The organism is Serratia sp. 2C06, assembly GCF_050037615.1.
In the GTDB taxonomy this organism is placed as follows: Bacteria; Pseudomonadota; Gammaproteobacteria; order Enterobacterales; family Enterobacteriaceae; genus Serratia; species Serratia ureilytica.
This window is the reverse complement of record NZ_CP188299.1, coordinates 1,847,077-1,866,365: the sequence shown is the minus strand read 5'-3', so window position 1 is coordinate 1,866,365 and position 19,289 is coordinate 1,847,077. Positions and strand designations below refer to the sequence as shown.

The following is a 19,289-nucleotide window of genomic DNA, read 5'->3' as shown; positions in this document are numbered from 1 at the left end:
GATTAACGCACCTTCAGCGTTGCCAGGCCAATCAGCACCAGCATCAGCGAAATGATCCAGAAGCGCACGATCACACGCGGCTCCGGCCAGCCTTTCAATTCATAGTGGTGGTGAATCGGCGCCATGCGGAAAATGCGTTGTCCGCGCAGCTTGAACGATCCCACCTGCAGGATCACCGACAGCGTCTCTACCACGAACACGCCGCCCATGATCACCAACAAAAACTCCTGGCGCAGCAGCACCGCGATGGTGCCCAGCGCGCCGCCCAGCGCCAGCGAACCGACGTCGCCCATAAACACCTGAGCCGGGTAGGTGTTGAACCACAGGAAGCCGAGGCCGGCGCCGACGATGGCGGTGCAGACGATCACCAACTCACCGGCATGACGCAGATACGGAATATGCAGGTAGTTGGCGAAGTTCATGTTACCGGTCGCCCAGGCTACCAGCGCGAAACCGGCCGCCACGAATACCGTCGGCATAATCGCCAGGCCGTCCAGACCGTCGGTCAGATTGACCGCGTTGCTGGTGCCGACGATGACGAAATAGGCCAGCAGGATGTACAGCAAGCCCAACTGCGGCATCACGTCCTTAAAGAACGGCACAACCAGCTCGGTGGCTGGCGTGTCTTTTCCTACGGCGTACATGGCGAATGCGACAATCAGCGCAATCACCGACTGCCAGAAATACTTCCAGCGGGCAATCAGCCCTTTGGTGTCCTTACGCACCACCTTGCGGTAGTCGTCGACGAAACCGACGATGCCGTAACCCACCAGCACAAACAGCACGCACCAGACATACGGATTGGACGGGTAGGCCCACATCAGCACCGAAATGGTGATGGAGGTCAGGATCATGATGCCGCCCATGGTCGGCGTGCCGCGCTTGCTGAAGTGCGACTCGGGGCCGTCGTTACGCACCACCTGACCGAAGGACATTTCTTGCAGACGCTTGATCACCCGCGGGCCCATCCACAGCGACAGGAACAGCGCGGTCAGCAGGCTGACAATGGCTCGGAACGTCAGATAAGAAAAGACGTTGAAGCCTGAGTAATACTTGACCAAATGCTCGGCCAGCCAAACTAACATGGTGCTTTCTCCTGTAACGCGCGTACTACCTGCTCCATTGCGGCACTACGTGAACCTTTGATTAACACGGTGATGACCGCATGTTCCGACAGTAATTCCGCCACGCGCGCGATCACTGCTGTCTTGTCCTGATAATGTTCGCCATTGCCGGAAGCCTCGCTCAGCACGCGGCTCAACCCGCCGACGCTGATCACTTTATCGACCCCGGCCTGGCGGGCGGCTTCACCCACCTGACGGTGGCACTCTTCCGCTTCTGCGCCCAGCTCGGCCATATCGCCGACCACCATCACGCGGTAGCCCGGCATCTCCGCCAGCACCTGCGCCGCCGCGGTCATCGACCCGACGTTGGCGTTGTAGCTGTCGTCCAGCAGCAGCTTGCCTTCGGCCAGCGCCACCGGGAACAAACGCCCCGGCACCGCCTGCAATTGTTTCAACCCCTGACGCACTGCTTCGAGGGTCGCGCCCACCGACATCGCCAGCGCCGTGGCCGCCAGCGCGTTGGCCACGTTGTGGCGCCCCGGCAGCGGCAGCGCGATCTCGGCGGTGCCGAACGGGCTGTGCAGCGTAAACTGCGTGCCTGCGCCGTTCACCCGCACGTCGTGCGCGAAGAAGTCCACGCCTTCGGCCGCCTGCGGCGAGAAGCGCCAGACGGTTTTGCCGCCCAGCATGCTCTGCCAGTGCGGCCAGTCGTTGTTATCGGCGTTGATGATCGCCACGCCGTCGGCCGGCAGGCCGGTAAAGATTTCACCTTTCGCCTGGGCGACGCCGGCCAGCGAGCCGAAGCCTTCCAGGTGCGCCGCCGCCAGGTTGTTCACCAAAGCGGTCTGCGGACGCGTCAATGCGGTGGTGTAAGCAATTTCGCCAATGTGGTTAGCGCCCAGCTCTATCACGGCAAAATCATGCTGCGGCTCCAGACGCAACAGCGTCAACGGCACGCCGATGTCGTTATTGAAGTTGCCGGCGGTATACAGCACTTCGCCGCATTCACGCAGAATGGCGGCGGTCATTTCTTTCACCGATGTCTTGCCCGAGGAGCCGGTCAGCGCCACCACGCGCGCCGGCACCTGCTGACGCACCCAGGCGCCAAGCTGCCCCAGCGCCAGACGGGTGTCTTTCACCACCAGCTGCGGCACGTCCACCAATAAGCGCTTACTGACCAGCAACGCCCCGGCGCCTGCGGCTACGGCATCCGCCGCAAAGTCGTGAGCGTCGAAACGCTCGCCTTTCAGCGCCACAAACAGGCAACCGGCGGTCACCTTGCGGGTGTCTGTCGTCACCTCGACAATTTGGCAATCGGCGCCGATCGGTTCAGCGCTCAATACCTCAGCCAGTGTCTGAAGAGAGACAGGGATCATGCCAGCACCCCCAGCAGTCGGGCGACCGTCGTGCGGTCGGAGTAATCCAGGCGGCGGTTGCCCACCAGCTGATAATCTTCGTGGCCTTTGCCCGCCACCAACACCACATCCTGCTCCTGCGCCTGCATGATGGTGCTGGTCACCGCTTCGGCGCGGCCGTGGATCACCAGCGCCTGCCCGGCATCCAGCAATCCGGTCAGGATATCGTTGATAATCGCGCGCGGCTCTTCGGTACGCGGGTTGTCATCGGTGATCACCACGCGATCGGCGAACTGCTCGGCGATGCCGCCCATCAGCGGACGCTTGCCCTTGTCGCGATCGCCGCCGCAGCCGAAGACGCACCACAGCTGCCCCTGGCAGTGCAGGCGCGCCGCTTCCAGCGCTTTCTCCAGCGCATCCGGCGTGTGGGCGTAATCCACCACGACCGTCGGTTTGCCCGGCGCGTTAAACACTTCCATGCGGCCGCAGACCGGCTGCAGACGGTTGCCGGTTTCCACCAGCGCCTCCAGCGGGTAGCCCAGCGACAGCAGCGTCGCCAATGCCAACAGCAGATTGCTGACGTTGAAAGCGCCCATCAGGCGGCTTTCGATCTCGCCGTCGCCCCAGCTGGAGCTGAACCGAACCGTGGCGCCGTTGTCGTGATAATCGACCGCCGTGGTTTTCAGCCAGCGGCCGTGACAGCCCGGCTGCAGGTTGCCCTGCATCGTCACCGCCACCGCATCCGGCAGCTTGCTCAGCCAGCGCTGGCCGACTTCATCGTCGGCGTTGATGATCGCCTGCCCCACATTGTGGGCGGCGAACAGCGACCATTTGGCCGCTTCGTAATTGGCCATGTCACCGTGGTAATCCAGGTGATCGCGGCTCAGGTTGGTGAAGACCGCGGCAGCGAACGGCAGCGCCGCCACCCGGTGTTGCACCAAACCGTGGGATGAGACTTCCATCGCGGCGAAGGTCGCGCCCTGTTCCGCCAAGTCGTTTAATACGTGTTGAACATCCACCGCAGAACCGGTGGTATTCTCGGTCGGGCAGACCTGGCCCAGCAGACCGTTGCCGACGGTGCCCATCACCGCGCTGGTTTCGCCCAGCAGTTGGCTCCACTGCGCCAACAACTGCGTGGTGGTGGTTTTGCCGTTGGTGCCGGTCACGCCGACCAGGCGCAGACGCTCGCCCGGCTGATGGTAAAAACGCCCGGCCAGCGCGGAAAGGCGCTGGTTCAGTTGGCTCAGGTAGATCACCGGCACGCCGTGCATCTCAACGATGGCGCCGTCTTCGGCCTGACCCTCAGCTTCGGCGATCACGGCGGCGACGCCCTGCGCAATGGCCTGCGGAATATAGCGGCGTCCATCCGTTTGATGGCCGACCACGGCGACAAACAGATCCCCGGCAGCCGCCACACGGCTGTCTAATGTCATTTCCCGCAGCGCGCGCCCGGGCGCCGTCGGCACCCACGGGGCGAGTAAGTCGCGCAAATTACGATCTGCCACCTGAACCCTCTTTCTTGTTAATCACTAATTCGCTTTTGTCACCGGTGGGCAACGCGTCAGGCTCGACGTTCATGGTGCGCAATACGCCGCCCATGATGGCGCCGAACACCGGCGCGGAGATTGCGCCACCATAGTATTTCCCACCCTGCGGGTCGTTGATGACGACCACCAGGGCAAAACGGGGGTTACTTGCCGGCGCGACGCCGGCGGTATAAGCGATGTATCGGTTGACGTATTTGCCGTCCGGGCCCACTTTTTTCGCGGTACCGGTTTTGATGGCGATACGGTATCCCTTGATGGCGGCTTTCACGCCGCCGCCGCCCGGCAAGGCCACGCTTTCCATCATGTGCACCACGGTGCGCACCAGAGGTTCAGGGAAAACGCGTTCGCCGGCGACCGGAGGGTCAACCTTGGTGATCGACAATGGGCGATACACGCCCAGACTGCCGATCGTTGCATAGACTCGCGCCAACTGTAACGGAGTTACCATCAGCCCGTAGCCGAAAGAGAAGGTGGCCCTCTCTATGTCAGACCACCGTTGTTTTTTTGGGTATATGCCACTGCTTTCTCCGACCAGCCCCAAATTGGTCGCTTTTCCCAGCCCAAAACGAGAGTAAGTATCTACTAACGCTGAGGACGGCATCGCTAACGCCAGCTTTGAAACACCGACGTTACTCGACTTCTGCAAGATCCCGGTCAATGACAGCTCCGAGTACCGCGCCACGTCTTTGATCTCGTGGCCCTGAATGCGGTACGGGATGGTGTTCAGCACGCTGTTTTCTCTCACCACGCCGTTTTGCAGCGCGGTCATCACCACCATTGGCTTCACGGTTGAACCGGGTTCAAAAATATCGGTGATAGCGCGGTTACGCATGGTTTCTTTCGGCGTACCGGCCATGTTGTTCGGGTTATAAGACGGGCTGTTGGCCATCGCCAGCACTTCGCCAGTGTTCACGTCGATCAGCACCGCAGTGCCCGATTCGGCCTTGTTGAACGCCACGGCGTTGTTCAGCTCGCGATACACCAGCGCCTGCAGGCGCTCATCGACGCTCAGCACCAGGTTATGCGCCGCCTGGCTATCGACGGAGGAGATATCTTCAATCACTCGGCCGAAGCGATCCTTGCGCACCGTTCTCTCGCCCGGTTGCCCGGTCAGCCAGCGATCGAAGCTCTTCTCGACGCCTTCGATGCCTTGCCCGTCGATGTTGGTCACGCCGATGATGTGCGACGTCACCTGCCCCGCCGGGTAGTAACGGCGCGACTCCTGCCGCAGGTAGATCCCCGGCAGCTTGAGTTTGTGGATGTAGTCGCCGATCGCCGGGTTAACCTGGCGCGCCAGATAAACGAAGCGCCCTTTCGGGTTGGCGTTGATGCGGTTGGAAAGCTGGTCCAGCGGGATGTTGAGCGCATCGGAAAGCGCTTTCCAACGGCTGTCCAGCGTGATGCCGCCGCGTTCGTTCAGCTCTTTCGGATCGGCCCACACCGCATTCACCGGCACGCTGACCGCCAACGGGCGGCCGGCGCGATCGCTGATCATGCCGCGCGCGGTCGGCACTTCCTGCACGCGCAGCGAACGCATGTCGCCTTCTTTCACCAGACGATCGGGGTTGATGACCTGCAGGTACGCGACGCGCAGCATCAGGCCAACCATCGCCAGCAAAATGCAGCCGCACAGCAACGCAAAACGCCAGCTGACAAAGCTGGCCTGATCTTCCTGGCGTCTCAACTTACCGGGGCGCGCTGCTTTCATGCGTTTCCTTTCTACTCCGTGTCATTATTCCGGTTAAACCATTCATTGTTTAACGATGATATTTTCCTGCGATGGATCAACGTGTTGCATCTGCAGTTTTTCTGTCGCGATACGTTCAACCCGGCTGTGATCGCCGAGGGCGTTCTCTTCTAAAATCAGGTTGCGCCACTCGATATCCAGCGCATCGCGCTCCAGAACCAGCTGCTCGCGTTCGGCGGTCAGCAGGCGGGTGCGGTGCGCGGTGGTCACCACGAAAATCGCGGAGACCAGTGACGCAATCAGTAAAATCATGGGGATCTTGGCGTTGCGCAGCAGATCGCCGCCAATCACCCCGACCAGGCCGTGACGTTCGTTGCCAATCACGCGGGCATCCTCTCAGCAATGCGCAGCACCGAGCTGCGCGCACGCGGGTTGTCCGCCACTTCCGCTTCCGACGGCATCATTTTGCCCAGCGCTTTCAGCGTTCGCCCGCCCATGCCGCGCAGTTGCTCCTCGGTCAACGGAATGCCCGCCGGCACCTGGGCGCCACGGCTGTGGTGTCGCATAAAGCGTTTGACGATGCGGTCTTCCAGCGAATGGAAGCTGATGATCGACAAACGGCCCTGCGGGGCCAGCACTTCCAGCGCGCCGTCGAGCGCACGCTCGATCTCTTCCAGCTCGCTGTTGATATAAATGCGGATCGCCTGGAAGCTGCGCGTCGCCGGATGCTTGTGCTTTTCACGGAACGGGCTGGCATCGGCGATCAGATCCGCCAGCTCTTTGGTGCGCGTCATCGGCTCCACGCGGTTTCTTTCGACGATGGCGCGCGCGATGCGCTTGGCGAAACGCTCTTCGCCGAAGGTTTTCAGCACCCAGGCGATGTCGTCCGCTTCGGCCTTCATCAGCCACTCTGCGGCAGACAGGCCGGTGGACGGATCCATGCGCATGTCCAGCGGACCGTCGCGCATAAAGGAGAACCCGCGCTCCGCGTCGTCAAGCTGCGGCGAGGAAACGCCCAGATCGAGCAGAACGCCGTCGATCTTGCCCACCAGCTCGCGCTCCCGCACATAGTGCGACAACTCGGAAAATGGGCCGTGTACGATGGTAAAACGAGGATCTTCAATAGATTTGGCGGCTGCAATCGCCTGAGGGTCACGGTCAATTGCCAGCAAGCGCCCTTCCGGCCCCAGTTGGGACAGAATCAGACGAGAATGGCCACCGCGACCAAAAGTACCGTCGATATATATGCCGTTGCTGCGGATATTGAGGCCGTTGACGGCTTCGTCCAGCAGGACGGTGGTGTGTTTATAGTTTTCCAACATGCTTATAGCGACAAGTCCTGTAGCCGCTCAGACAACGGTTCCTGAGTCGACTGTTCAGCGTCAATATCATCCTTGACTTGTTGATACCAGGTCTGTTCATCCCACAGTTCAAACTTGTTGAACTGACCGACCAGCATCACTTCTTTCGTGAGCCCGGCGTGTTGCCGCAGCGTACTGGCTAACAGCAAACGACCGGCACTATCCATCTGACACTCACTGGCATGTCCCAACAGCAGGCGCTGAACGCGGCGCTCGGCGGGATTCATGCTCGACAGACGTGATAATTTTTGTTCAATAATTTCCCATTCGGGCAAAGGATAAAGCAGCAGGCAGGGCTGATGGAGGTCAATGGTACAGACCATTTGGCCTTGCGATTCCTCGTTGAGCAATTCCCGATATCGGGTAGGTACGGCGAGCCGCCCTTTGCTGTCGAGGTTGACCATCGTCGCTCCACGGAACATTCCTGAGCTACCCCTTAGTGACCGTTTTCACCACTTTACCCCACAAATTCCCACACAATGGAGTTTACGGAGGGTATGAAAACCTTGTCAAGCCAGAGCGCCAGCGCTTTGGCAATATTTCTCTGGTCATTTTGGGAGCTGACTCGCGAAAGAAACTCTGATTATTCGACGATTAAAAATTAACACCATGATAAACGGAGAGAATTTTCTAGGCGGAAAGAATCTGATTAAAAACCTGACGAACTGGCGATTAATTAACTCATTACTTCCTTCTGCAAGCCATGTCTCATTTTTCAGCTCGGCAATCTCAGGGCTGTAACCGCTGCCGCCCCGCGCGCGCCAAGGCTCGGCGCCTGACGAGTCGACCGCAGAATAAGGCTATAACTCCTTGAGTTAATAACGCTCAATCGTTATTCACCGTGAAACTGCGCGCTATTTTACTTCAATTTGCACCGCCATGATGAGAGCACGGCGAAAATAAATGGCTCGGATATTACGAGCAGAAGTAATTTCGATTTAAATCAATTTGGTAAGATTATTCCCAAAACACCTGTTTACAATTATGGTTTCATTTTCTTACACCTTTATTTCCACAATTTTTGCCGGAAAAATCCCCCCGCGGACACAAAAAATCGCAACAGCATGTTTTTAATAGGTTTATTTAAAAACACCGATTTTAATCTCTCCATCCCTTCCTGCGCCCCGGCTCTGCGGGACAAAAACCGAACAAATGTTAAAAATAAAAATATAAACCTAGTTAAAAAACACAAACCAGATCAGTAAACTATATAAAAAGCAAAAAACCAGAGTTAACAACCACAAATTATAAAATTAACAGCACATTAACACAAAAGGGGAGATACATGCTTTCGCCCGCCGCACACTGGCGCAGCGCCGCTGCCGATACGTTTGCACTGGTGGTGTACTGCTTTATCGCCGGTATGGCGATTGAAGTGTTGATCTCCGGCATGAGCTTCCAGCAATCCCTCTCTTCACGCCTGTTGTCGATCCCGGTCAACATTCTGATCGCCTGGCCTTATGGCCGCTATCGCGATCTGTTTATCCGCACGGCGCGTCGTTGCCCGCACGGCCAGTTCCTACTGCGCAATCTCGCCGATCTGCTGGCTTATGTCAGCTTCCAGTCGCCGGTTTATGCTGCAATTTTATGGAGCGTGGGCGCCGACGGCCAACAAATGCTGGCGGCGGTAACCAGCAATGCGCTGGTCTCCATGGCGATGGGCGTGGTGTATGGTTACTTCCTGGAATACTGCCGACGGCTGTTTCGGGTGGCAGGTTACGTCTAAAGGAGCCCGCCAACGCGGGCCCCTGTCAGGCAAACTACTTGCGGCTCAGACTGCCGCGGCGGAACAGATTGCGGCGAATGCGCGTCAGCCCCGGCTTGGGTTTACGCGGTTCGTCCAGGCTGGCCAGCACCAGTTCCAGCACGCGCTCGGCCACGTCGCGATGGCGCTGCGCTACCGCCAATACCGGGCACTCAAGGAAATCCAACAGTTCATGATCGCCGAAGGTGGCGATCGCCAGATCGGTCGGCAAGCGGCCGCGTTGCTTCAGCGTCACGTCCATCACGCCCTGCAATAAAGAGAACGACGTGGTAAACAGCGCCTGCGGCATCGGGTGCGCTTTCAACCATTCGGCAAACAACGCGCCGGCGGCTTCGCGTTCGTAGCTGTTGGCGTACAGGTAATCGACGTGGCGGGGATCCTCTTGCCAGGCCTGACGGAAGCCCTGCTCACGCAGGAAGCTGACCGAAAGCTCCGGCAAGGCGCCCAGGTACAGCACCGACTCCGCCGGGAAGGTGCGCAGCTCCTGCGCCAACGCAAAAGCGTCTTCCTGATCGGCGCCCACAACGCTGATGAAATGCTCGCGATCCAGCGCGCGGTCCAGCGCGATGATCGGCAGCGGATCGTTGGCCCAGCGTTGATAGAAAGGATGCTCCGGCGGCAAGGCGGTGGAGACGATGATGGCGTCCACCTGACGCTGCAGCAGGTGCTCAATGCAGCGCATTTCGTTGTCCGGCTGATCTTCGGAACAGGCGATCAGCAATTGGTAACCCCGCTGGCGCGCCTGGCGCTCCAGGTAGTTGGCGATGCGGGTATAGCTGGTATTTTCCAGATCCGGGATCACCAGGCCGATAGAACGGGTGCGCCCGGCGCGCAGCCCCGCCGCGACGGCATTCGGGTGATAGTTATGCTCCCTGACCACGGCCATCACTTTCTCGACGGTTTTATCGCTGACACGATACTGCTTCGCCTTGCCGTTGATGACATAACTGGCCGTCGTGCGCGAAACGCCCGCGAGACGCGCGATTTCATCCAGTTTCACATTAACCCCTTAATGACGCTGAAAATAGAAGTGAAGGCTGTGCTCGGATTAACCATGGCATCCCGTGCGGTTATTCAATCCAGCCTCTGCGATCTAACAGCAGAAAACACTACCTAGCAACCGCTTTTGCCGAAAGGTGCCGGCAATCGGGCAAAAAAGGCCGAAAAACAAAGGGCGCAGCCACGCCGCGCCCCCGATTATTCGCCGCCAGACCGCGCTCAGCGCATGATTTTGTCGCCGCGCGACACGCCGACCACGCCGGAACGCGCCACTTCCACAATCTCCGCCACTTCACGCACCGCGCTCAGGAAAGCGTCCAACTTGTCGCTGGTGCCGGCCAGCTGCACCGTATACAGCGTCGCCGTCACATCGACGATCTGGCCACGGAAAATATCGGCGCAGCGTTTCACCTCTTCACGGCCGTAGCCGCTGGCCTGCAGCTTCACCAGCATGATCTCGCGTTCAACGTGAGCGCCCTGCACCAGCTCGCTGACGCGCAACACGTCCACCAGCTTGTGCAACTGCTTCTCAATCTGCTCCAGCACTTTCTCGTCGCCGACGGTCTGGATAGTCATGCGCGACAGCGTCGGATCGTCGGTCGGCGCCACCGTCAGGCTCTCGATGTTGTAACCGCGCTGGGAGAACAACCCCACCACGCGCGACAGGGCGCCGGATTCGTTTTCCAGCAAGACAGATAAAATACGGCGCATGATCAGGTCCTCTCCGTTTTGCTAAGCCACATTTCGTCCATGCTTCCGCCGCGGATCTGCATCGGGTAGACATGTTCGGTTTCATCGACGGTCACGTCGACGAACACCAGCCGCTCTTTTTCCGCCAGCGCCTGCGCCAGCTTGCTTTCCAGCTCATCCGGCGTGCGGATGGCGATGCCGACATGGCCGTAAGCCTCGGCCAGCTTGACGAAGTCCGGCAGTGAATCCATGTAAGACTGCGAATGACGGCCGGAATAAATCATGTCCTGCCACTGCTTGACCATGCCCAAATAGCGGTTGTTGAGGTTCACCACCACCACCGGCAGGTTATATTGCAGCGCGGTGGACAGCTCCTGAATATTCATCTGAATGCTGCCGTCGCCGGTCACGCACACCACGGTTTCCTCCGGCAGCGCCAGCTTGACGCCCAATGCCGCCGGCAGGCCGAAGCCCATGGTGCCGAGGCCGCCGGAGTTGATCCAACGGCGCGGTTTGTCGAACGGATAATAGAGCGCGGCGAACATTTGGTGCTGGCCGACGTCCGAGGTCACATAGGCGTCGCCTTTGGTCAGGCGATGCAGGGTTTCAATCACCGCCTGCGGCTTGATGGTGCCGCTGTTTTTGTCGTAGCCCAGGCAGTCGCGGGCGCGCCACTGCTCGATAGACTGCCACCAATCGCGCAGCGCATCGTGATCCTGCGCTTTGTCGTCCTGCGCCAGCAGCTCCAGCATCTGCACCAGCACCTGCTTGGCATCGCCGACGATCGGGATATCGGCGTCCACCGTTTTGGAGATCGAGGTCGGATCGATATCGATGTGCAGCACGGTGGCGTCCGGGCAGTACTTGGCCAGATTGTTGGTCGTACGATCGTCGAAACGCACGCCGACGGCGAAGATCACGTCGGCATGGTGCATGGTTTTATTGGCTTCATAGGTGCCGTGCATGCCGAGCATGCCGACGCTCTGGCGATGAGTGCCGGGGAAGGCCCCCAACCCCATCAGGCTGCTGGTCACCGGCAGGTTCAGCTGCTCCGCCAACGCCAACAGTTCGGCTTCGCAACCGGCGTTGATCGCGCCGCCGCCGACGTACATCACCGGCTTTTTGGCCGCCAGAATGGTTTGCAGCGCGCGTTTGATTTGCCCGCGGTGGCCCTGCACCGTCGGGTTGTAAGAACGCATGCTCACGTCCTGCGGATAGGCATAAGGCATCCGCACCGCCGGGCCGACGATGTCTTTCGGCAGATCGATCACCACCGGGCCGGGGCGGCCGCTGGAGGCTAGGTAAAAGGCCTTCTTCAACACCGCCGGGATGTCTTCGGTGCGTTTCACCAGGAAGCTGTGTTTCACCACCGGCCGAGAAATCCCCACCATATCGCACTCCTGGAAGGCGTCGTAGCCGATCAGCGAGCTGGGCACCTGCCCCGACAGGACGACCATCGGGATCGAGTCCATATAAGCGGTAGCGATACCGGTAATGGCGTTGGTGGCGCCGGGGCCAGAGGTCACCAGCACCACGCCCACTTCGCCGGTGGCGCGCGCGTAACCGTCGGCCATGTGCACCGCACCTTGCTCATGGCGCACCAGAATATGATCGATCCCTCCGACCGTATGCAGGGCGTCGTAGATATCGAGCACCGCCCCGCCGGGGTAGCCGAATACATGTTTAACGCCCTGATCGATCAACGATCGGACGACCATCTCGGCTCCTGACAACATCTCCATGGGTTTGCCTCCAGGCTTGCTTATTCTTCTCTGGCGCCGGAACGTAGCGCCTGCTGCGGGGCAATGCCCCTAAATTTTTATGGGTTGTCGCTATCGAATTAACATAACGTCAGAATATGGGGCAGGCAAACGGCAAAATGGCTTAACGGCGGCGGGGTTATTGCCAAGCGGCTGGAGATCGCGACTTTATAAAAACAATGCGCTAGCCCCAGGGGCGTCAGGCTAGGCATTGTTTCGAACAGAGGGGAAATTACAGAACTAAATCAGGCGAAGAATATGCCGTTTTTTTCGCCGAACGCGCGGCCCGGCGGCGGCCTCAGCCCTGTTCCTGGTACATGGAGTCGATTTCACGCTGATAGCGCTGCAGGATCACTTTGCGGCGCAGCTTCAGCGTTGGCGTCAGCTCCCCCAGCTCCATGGAAAAGGCCGCCGGCAGCAGCGTGAACTTCTTCACCTGCTCGAAGCGCGCCAGCTCCTTTTGCATCTCACGCAGACGCTTTTCGAACATCTCGAGGATTTCACCGTTGCGCAGCAGCTCCAGGCGATCCTGATACTTCAGGTTGACTGACTTCGCGTACTCTTCCAGCGACTCAAAGCACGGCACGATCAGCGCGGAAACGAACTTGCGCGCATCGGCGATGATCGCCACCTGCTCGATAAAGCGGTCCTGCGCCAGCGTGCCTTCCAGCATCTGCGGCGCGATGTATTTGCCGCCGGAGGTTTTCATCAAATCCTTAAGGCGCTCGGTGATGAACAGATTGCCCTCTTCATCGATCGCCCCGGCATCGCCGGTTTTCAGCCAGCCGTCTGCGGTAAAGGTCGCGGCGGTTTCCAACGGTTTGTTGAAATAGCCGCGCATCACGATCGGCCCGCGCACCTGGATTTCATTTTCTTCACCGATGCGCACCTCGACCTCCGGCAGCGGTTTGCCGATAGAGCCGAAGCGGAAATGCCCTTCTTCCCAGCAGGACACGGTCGCACAGGTTTCGGTCATGCCATAGCCGTACTTGATATTGACGCCCATCGCCTGGAAAAACAGGATCACATTGTCATCCAGCTTGGCGCCCGCCGCCGGCAGGAAGCGCACCCGGCCGCCGAGGATGCCGCGCAGCTTGCTCAATACCAGCTTGTCGGCCCAGCGATGAGAGAGTTCGAACAGTTTACCCAACGGTTTGCCGGCCCGCTCCTGAAGGAACTTGCGCTCCCCGCAGACGATCGCCCAGTGGAACAGCGCGCGGCGCAGCCAAGGCGCGCGCGCCACTTTTTCATGCACCGCGCTGAAAATCTTCTCGTAGAAACGCGGTACCGCGCACATCAGCGTCGGGCGAACCTGCCCCATCGCTTCCCGCACCCAGTCGGTGTTCGGCAGGAAGACGTTCTGCGCGCCGGAATGCATGACAAAGAAGCTCCAGGCACGCTCGAACACATGCGACAGCGGCAGGAAACTGAGCGACACATCCTCTTCGCCGACCGTCAGTCTCTCATCATGCAGGTAGAGCTGCGCCGCCAGGTTGCGGTAATCCAGCATCACCCCTTTGGGCTCGCCGGTGGTGCCCGAGGTATAGATCAGGGTGAAGAGGTCCTGCAGGTCGCACTCTTCAATGCGCTGCCGACGTTGAGCGATAAAAGCCGTCGGATCGGCGGCATGCTCGAAGGCGCTCAGGTGTCGCGCTATCTCGCAGCCGCGCAGGTCGGCATCTTGGTCAAACACGATAATATGGCGCAGCTGTGGGCAAACGCCGCGCAGCGCGATGGCCGCGTCCAACTGCGCCTGTTCGCCGACGAACAGTATGCGAATGTCGGCGTCGTTGATGACGAAGGCCGCCTGCGCCGGCGTATTGGTGGAATAGAGCGGCACGCTGACGCCGCGCAGGTGGAGAATCGCGAGATCGGCCAGCGACCAGGCCATGCCGTTATTGGCGAAAATGCCGATGCGCTCTTGCACTTCGGCCCCCAGGGCCAACAGCCCGGCGGCAATGCGATCGATGCGAACGGCGGCCTCTTCCCAGGTCAGTTGAAACTCGCCGTTGGGCGACCATTGGCGAAAAGCTGTGCGATCGGCTCGGTGGGTGATTTGATGCTGTATACGATGGATCAAATGGTATTGCAGCAGATTAGTGATCATAGTGCTCTAAGCCTGAAATGAATCATACAGTTAAGCCTGAACGACGCCTTACGGCCCTCATCTCAGCTTACACGTGTTTACTTTTTTCCGCGCAGTCTACCTACTCTCAGGCAGGGGGAAAAGCGATTTCAGCGTAGAAGTGTGAGCCAAAACTCAGGCCGGCTTTCGCGCTTTCATGGGTTGGACAGAACGGGAAGGAAAAGGTTTGCTGGCGGCAATAAAACGCGGCCCATCCGGGCCGCCGCATCGAGTTAGTTAAAAATACCAGTCGTAAAGTAAAAATCAGAATATTAATTTATATTAATTATTTTTGGTAAACGAACCAACTCACCCTGAAAATAAGTTATTTAATCGCCGCAAAACCAAGAAACATCTTAATAAAAACCCAGATAGTTCTTAGTTTTTATCATGAGAAAAAAACGCTCAGTTGAATATTATCTTTATATATCCCCATTTTTTATCGCTTTACTTTGGGTTACCCGCCTCAATCAGGACGGACTTCATCCACTGGTGCCCTTTATCCCGTTCGGAGGATTCATGCCAGGAAAGATAGCAGGTCGCTTTATTGTGATTGGCGCACAAAGGAACCGCCTTTATTTTCAACGCCTCCGTCTGTTGCCGCACCAACCAGGCTGGCGCAATCGCCACCATTTCCGTTTGCGACACCATATTCAACACGCTGTAGAGGTCCGTGCACTGTTGTGTCACGGCGCGCAGCATCGGCTCCTCTAAATAGAAAGGTTTACTGAACGATCCAAAACTTTCCAGGGAAACCGCCGCGTGCTGTTCGGCCAACATGTGTTCCGGCGTCACCTCCTCCCCTATTCGCGGGTGCGCCTGCGCAACCGCCAGCACTAATTCGTCGTCGAACATCGCCAGGCTGCGAAACTCCGCCGACTCGAAACGGCTGTAGCCGATGACAAATTCGACGTCCTGATAACGCAATTGATGTTCAATATTATTGTTAATGTATGACTTTATTTGCAGGTTAAGCTGCGGCGCTATCTGTTTGACGTGATTGATTATCCCGGCGCCCAGACGCAAATCGAGCGGGCTGCACAGCGACAGGGAGAACGCTCGCGTGCTGGTCAGCGGCTCAAACTCAGATCCCGGCAACTCATTTTGCACCAGCTGCAGCGCTTGCCGCACCGGCCCGAACAGCTGCCTGGCCCGCATGGTGGGCTGGATCCCGCGCCCGCAGCGCACGAACAGCTCGTCGTTGAACATCACCTTCAGACGCGCTACCGCGTTGCTCACCGCCGGCTGCGACATCCCTAACGAATTAGCGGCTCGCGTAATATTTTGCATTTGCATCACGGCGTCAAACACCGTCAGCAAATTAAGATCGACGCTGCGCAAATGGATGTCCGCCGGCTCTTTGACCATGGCGATTTCTGAATCATATTCAGCCATATTTCACTCCACTAAATCCTGTGTAGATAATCTAATCCTTATGCTCGACAAACAATGAAACGCCGCATTGTCTTATCTTTGCACGACAAATCCTGCCATTACCGTCATCAGCCGATAAAAAACCTCGTGTTATCGACACGATTTAAGTCGTATATGGAATGCATATCAGTCACTTCTACCGTCAGCAGGAAGAATGCCACCTGGGTGGTACTAATAATTAGGTATTAACAATGATTAATACAATTAAACAACGTAACCCCACTGTATGAGACAAACTATAAAAACACATCATAAGCAATCAAACCATCTAAAAACATCAATCGCTTTGTGTAAAATCGCATTATTTTGTTATATTATGACTAAAACAATCAATTAATCATATAAATTCAATTTAAATCATTCGCATTAAAAATGTTATTTTGTTTCCTCCCGTGATTAATCCTCCTTATTTTTTCATCACAAATCTTAACCCAACAAAATCCAGAAGCAATTAGCGCAGTATATATTCGATTCGTTTATGCTAAGCAGCGCGCAAACTGCTCCCATTTTTTCTCTATAGCGCTGCATTTTTACCGAATGATCCTCTGTTTGGACGCATAGCCGGTGCATTGTCCCCGCATTCAATCAGGTGTTGACATCGCCAGGCCAATCACGTATCAAATTAGGCAGACACCCAATTTAAGAGAAGCTGAACCATTATGATCCGTACTCACCGTCTACTAGGCCTACTACTCAACGCATCTTGTTTGCGCGGTATGCCTGTGGACGAAGTTCGGAGCTGACTCAGCCGATCACCCATAAGAAACCCGCGCTACTGCGCGGGTTTTTTTTTGCCCGCTTAGCGTGAAATCAACACGATAAGGAATGCACCGATGAGCCAACAAGTCATTATTTTCGATACCACGCTGCGTGATGGCGAACAGGCATTGCAGGCCAGCCTGAGCGTAAAAGAGAAGATTCAGATTGCGCTGGCGCTGGAAAGAATGGGCGTTGACGTGATGGAAGTCGGCTTCCCGGTCTCTTCGCCGGGCGATTTCGAATCGGTGCAAACCATCGCTCGCCAGATCAAGAACAGTCGCGTCTGCGGCCTGGCCCGCTGCGTGGACAAAGACATCGACGTGGCCGCCGAAGCGTTGCGCGTCGCTGAAGCGTTCCGTATCCACGTGTTCCTGGCCACCTCCACCCTGCACATCGAATCGAAGCTGAAGCGCTCGTTCGACGAAGTGTTGGAGATGGCAGTGCGCTCGGTCAAACGCGCCCGCAACTATACCGACGACGTGGAATTCTCCTGCGAAGACGCCGGCCGCACGCCGATCGACAATCTGTGCCGCGTGGTCGAAGCCGCCATCAACGCCGGCGCCACCACCATCAATATTCCGGATACCGTCGGCTACACCACGCCAAACCAGTTCGGCGGCATCATCACCACCTTGTATGACCGCGTGCCGAACATCGACAAAGCCATCATCTCCGTACACTGCCACGACGATTTGGGCATGGCAGTCGGCAACTCCATTGCCGCGGTCCAGGCCGGCGCCCGTCAGGTGGAAGGCACCCTGAACGGCATCGGTGAGCGCGCCGGCAACTGTTCGCTGGAAGAGGTGATCATGGCGATTAAGGTGCGCCAGGACATCATGAACGTGCACACCAACATCAATCATCAGGAAATCTTCCGCACCAGCCAGATCGTCAGCCAGCTGTGCAACATGCCGATCCCGGCCAACAAGGCGATCGTCGGCGCCAACGCCTTCGCCCACTCCTCCGGCATTCACCAGGACGGCGTGCTGAAGAACCGCGAAAACTACGAAATCATGACCCCGCAGTCGATCGGCCTGAAAGACGTGCAGTTGAACCTGACTTCCCGCTCCGGCCGCGCGGCGGTGAAACACCGCATGGAAGAGATGGGCTACCAGGAGCAGGACTACAACCTGGATACCCTGTACGCCGCCTTCCTGAAGCTGGCCGACAAAAAAGGCCAGGTGTTCGACTATGACCTGGAGGCGCTGGCCTTCATCAACAAACAACAGGAAGAACCGGAACACTTCAGCCTGGGTTACTTCAGCGTGCAGTCCGGCAGCAGCATCATGGCCACCGCCTCGGTGAAACTGATCTGCGGCGGCGAAGAGAAAGCCGAAGCCGCCACCGGCAACGGCCCGGTCGATGCGGTCTATCAGGCGATCAATCGCATCACCGATTACCCGATCGAACTGGTGAAGTACCAGTTGACCGCCAAAGGCCATGGGCGCGATGCGCTGGGCCAGGTGGATATCGTCGTCTCTTATAACGGCCGTCGTTTCCATGGCGTGGGTCTGGCGACCGACATCGTCGAATCCTCCGCCAAGGCGATGGTGCACGTGTTGAACAATATTTGGCGCTCACAGCAGGTAGAAAAAGAAAAACAGCGTCTGCAGCAAAACAAACATCAAAATAATCAGGAAACGGTGTGAACATGACGAAGACTTATCACATTGCCGTCTTGCCCGGAGACGGTATCGGCCCGGAAGTAATGGCTCAGGCGCGCAAAGTGTTGGACGCGGTGCGTCAACGCTTTGACATTCGCATCACCACCGCCGAGTACGACGTCGGCGGCATCGCCATCGATCGCCACGGCAGCCCGTTGCCGGCGGCGACCGTCGCCGGCTGCGAGCAGGCCGACGCCATCCTGTTCGGTTCGGTGGGCGGCCCGAAATGGGAACACCTGCCGCCGGCCGAGCAGCCGGAACGCGGCGCGCTGTTGCCACTGCGCAAGCACTTCAAACTGTTCAGCAACCTGCGCCCGGCCCGCCTGTATCAAGGGTTGGAGGCGTTCTGCCCGCTGCGCGCCGATATCGCCGCCCGCGGCTTCGACATTCTGTGCGTGCGCGAACTGACCGGCGGCATCTATTTCGGCCAGCCGAAGGGCCGCGAAGGCCAGGGCATGCAGGAGCGCGCCTTCGACACCGAGGTGTATCACCGTTTCGAGATTGAACGCATCGCGCGCATCGCCTTCGAATCCGCCCGCAAGCGCCGCCACAAGGTGACGTCGATCGACAAGGCCAACGTGCTGCAAAGCTCCATCTTGTGGCGTGAAGTGGTCAATCAGGTCGCCAAGGATTACCCGGACGTGTCGCTGTCGCACATGTATATCGACAACGCCACCATGCAGCTGATCAAGGATCCGTCCCAGTTCGACGTGCTGCTGTGTTCCAACCTGTTCGGCGACATCCTGTCCGACGAGTGCGCGATGATCACCGGCTCGATGGGCATGCTGCCGTCCGCCAGCCTGAACGAGCAAGGCTTCGGCCTGTACGAACCGGCGGGCGGTTCCGCGCCGGATATCGCCGGCAAAGGCATCGCCAACCCGATTGCGCAGATCCTGTCCGCCACCCTGCTGCTGCGTTATAGCCTGGGCGCCGATGAAGCGGCCGACGCCGTAGAGCGCGCCATCAACCAGGCGTTGGAACAGGGCTACCGCACCGCCGATCTGGCCGGTGACGGCAAAGCCGTCAGCACCGATGAAATGGGCGACATCATCGCTCGCTTTGTAGCTCAGGGGGCATAA

At 58.2% G+C, this 19,289-nt stretch carries 15 protein-coding genes; 3 read left to right on the top strand and 12 right to left on the bottom strand.

Features of this window, described 5'->3' with window-relative positions; genetic code table 11:
- Positions 1-2: 2 nt before the first annotated feature.
- From mraY to mraZ, 7 genes are read right to left on the bottom strand one after another with little or no spacing between them, the layout of a single operon-like run.
- Positions 3-1,085: a phospho-N-acetylmuramoyl-pentapeptide-transferase gene (gene mraY, locus ACP3TA_RS09180; protein ID WP_004932782.1), complete on the bottom strand. Its 1,083-nt coding sequence runs from the start codon at positions 1,083-1,085 to the stop codon at positions 3-5.
- Positions 1,079-2,440, bottom strand: coding sequence for a UDP-N-acetylmuramoyl-tripeptide--D-alanyl-D-alanine ligase (gene murF, locus ACP3TA_RS09175; RefSeq protein WP_096241893.1), 1,362 nt, complete (start codon positions 2,438-2,440; stop codon positions 1,079-1,081). Before murF ends, mraY begins: the two co-directional genes overlap by 7 nt.
- Positions 2,437-3,924 carry a UDP-N-acetylmuramoyl-L-alanyl-D-glutamate--2,6-diaminopimelate ligase gene (gene murE / locus ACP3TA_RS09170; RefSeq protein ID WP_198809040.1) on the bottom strand — a complete coding sequence of 496 codons (1,488 nt, stop codon included), beginning with the start codon at positions 3,922-3,924 and terminating at the stop codon, positions 2,437-2,439. Before murE ends, murF begins: the two co-directional genes overlap by 4 nt.
- Positions 3,911-5,674, bottom strand: coding sequence for a peptidoglycan glycosyltransferase FtsI (locus tag ACP3TA_RS09165; RefSeq protein WP_004932790.1), 1,764 nt, complete (start codon positions 5,672-5,674; stop codon positions 3,911-3,913). The genes murE and ACP3TA_RS09165 overlap by 14 nt, the downstream gene beginning before the upstream one ends.
- Before the next feature lie 42 nt (positions 5,675-5,716).
- A complete protein-coding gene (gene ftsL, locus ACP3TA_RS09160; protein ID WP_033651674.1) occupies positions 5,717-6,037 on the bottom strand; it encodes a cell division protein FtsL in 321 nt (106 codons plus the stop codon).
- Positions 6,034-6,975 (bottom strand): 16S rRNA (cytosine(1402)-N(4))-methyltransferase RsmH, encoded by a 942-nt coding sequence (rsmH, locus tag ACP3TA_RS09155; protein WP_004932794.1) that lies wholly within the window; start codon positions 6,973-6,975, stop codon positions 6,034-6,036. Before rsmH ends, ftsL begins: the two co-directional genes overlap by 4 nt.
- 2 nt (positions 6,976-6,977) lie before the next feature.
- A complete protein-coding gene (gene mraZ, locus ACP3TA_RS09150; protein WP_004932796.1) occupies positions 6,978-7,436 on the bottom strand; it encodes a division/cell wall cluster transcriptional repressor MraZ in 459 nt (152 codons plus the stop codon).
- Positions 7,437-8,299: 863 nt separating this feature from the next.
- On the opposite strand from mraZ, the gene ACP3TA_RS09145 reads away from it, so the two are divergent.
- Positions 8,300-8,740 carry an L-alanine exporter AlaE gene (locus ACP3TA_RS09145; RefSeq protein ID WP_033651675.1) on the top strand — a complete coding sequence of 147 codons (441 nt, stop codon included), beginning with the start codon at positions 8,300-8,302 and terminating at the stop codon, positions 8,738-8,740.
- 34 nt (positions 8,741-8,774) lie between these two features.
- Here ACP3TA_RS09145 and cra read toward each other — a convergent pair whose 3' ends face one another.
- The 5 genes from cra to leuO form a co-directional block, all read right to left on the bottom strand.
- A complete protein-coding gene (gene cra / locus ACP3TA_RS09140) occupies positions 8,775-9,779 on the bottom strand; it encodes a catabolite repressor/activator (protein WP_033641851.1) in 1,005 nt (334 codons plus the stop codon).
- A gap of 218 nt (positions 9,780-9,997) precedes the next feature.
- Positions 9,998-10,489, bottom strand: a complete 492-nt coding sequence (gene ilvN, locus ACP3TA_RS09135) for an acetolactate synthase small subunit (RefSeq protein ID WP_004932806.1) — start codon at positions 10,487-10,489, stop codon at positions 9,998-10,000.
- Between the two features lie 2 nt (positions 10,490-10,491).
- Positions 10,492-12,210, bottom strand: a complete 1,719-nt coding sequence (gene ilvI, locus ACP3TA_RS09130; protein ID WP_033641254.1) for an acetolactate synthase 3 large subunit — start codon at positions 12,208-12,210, stop codon at positions 10,492-10,494.
- Positions 12,211-12,526: 316 nt separating this feature from the next.
- Positions 12,527-14,335, bottom strand: a complete 1,809-nt coding sequence (locus tag ACP3TA_RS09125; protein WP_047025199.1) for an AMP-dependent synthetase/ligase — start codon at positions 14,333-14,335, stop codon at positions 12,527-12,529.
- 465 nt (positions 14,336-14,800) lie between these two features.
- Positions 14,801-15,748, bottom strand: coding sequence for a transcriptional regulator LeuO (gene leuO, locus ACP3TA_RS09120; RefSeq protein WP_033641849.1), 948 nt, complete (start codon positions 15,746-15,748; stop codon positions 14,801-14,803).
- A gap of 872 nt (positions 15,749-16,620) precedes the next feature.
- Between leuO and leuA the strand changes: the two genes are divergently transcribed.
- Both leuA and leuB read left to right on the top strand, forming a co-directional pair.
- Positions 16,621-18,195: a 2-isopropylmalate synthase gene (gene leuA, locus ACP3TA_RS09115; RefSeq protein WP_033641848.1), complete on the top strand. Its 1,575-nt coding sequence runs from the start codon at positions 16,621-16,623 to the stop codon at positions 18,193-18,195.
- A 2-nt stretch (positions 18,196-18,197) separates the two neighbouring features.
- Positions 18,198-19,289, top strand: a complete 1,092-nt coding sequence (gene leuB, locus ACP3TA_RS09110; RefSeq protein ID WP_025159635.1) for a 3-isopropylmalate dehydrogenase — start codon at positions 18,198-18,200, stop codon at positions 19,287-19,289.

What these genes read in the sequence shown, in the direction of transcription:
- mraY (WP_004932782.1), bottom strand. Translation starts at nt 1,085, where the DNA reads ATGTTAGTTTGGCTGGCCGAGCATTTGGTCAAGTATTACTCAGGCTTC.
- murF (WP_096241893.1), bottom strand. Translation starts at nt 2,440, where the DNA reads ATGATCCCTGTCTCTCTTCAGACACTGGCTGAGGTATTGAGCGCTGAA.
- ACP3TA_RS09165 (WP_004932790.1), bottom strand. Translation starts at nt 5,674, where the DNA reads ATGAAAGCAGCGCGCCCCGGTAAGTTGAGACGCCAGGAAGATCAGGCC.
- rsmH (WP_004932794.1), bottom strand. Translation starts at nt 6,975, where the DNA reads ATGTTGGAAAACTATAAACACACCACCGTCCTGCTGGACGAAGCCGTC.
- mraZ (WP_004932796.1), bottom strand. Translation starts at nt 7,436, where the DNA reads ATGTTCCGTGGAGCGACGATGGTCAACCTCGACAGCAAAGGGCGGCTC.
- ACP3TA_RS09145 (WP_033651675.1), top strand. Translation starts at nt 8,300, where the DNA reads ATGCTTTCGCCCGCCGCACACTGGCGCAGCGCCGCTGCCGATACGTTT.
- ilvN (WP_004932806.1), bottom strand. Translation starts at nt 10,489, where the DNA reads ATGCGCCGTATTTTATCTGTCTTGCTGGAAAACGAATCCGGCGCCCTG.
- ilvI (WP_033641254.1), bottom strand. Translation starts at nt 12,210, where the DNA reads ATGGAGATGTTGTCAGGAGCCGAGATGGTCGTCCGATCGTTGATCGAT.
- ACP3TA_RS09125 (WP_047025199.1), bottom strand. Translation starts at nt 14,335, where the DNA reads ATGATCACTAATCTGCTGCAATACCATTTGATCCATCGTATACAGCAT.
- leuO (WP_033641849.1), bottom strand. Translation starts at nt 15,748, where the DNA reads ATGGCTGAATATGATTCAGAAATCGCCATGGTCAAAGAGCCGGCGGAC.
- leuA (WP_033641848.1), top strand. Translation starts at nt 16,621, where the DNA reads ATGAGCCAACAAGTCATTATTTTCGATACCACGCTGCGTGATGGCGAA.
- leuB (WP_025159635.1), top strand. Translation starts at nt 18,198, where the DNA reads ATGACGAAGACTTATCACATTGCCGTCTTGCCCGGAGACGGTATCGGC.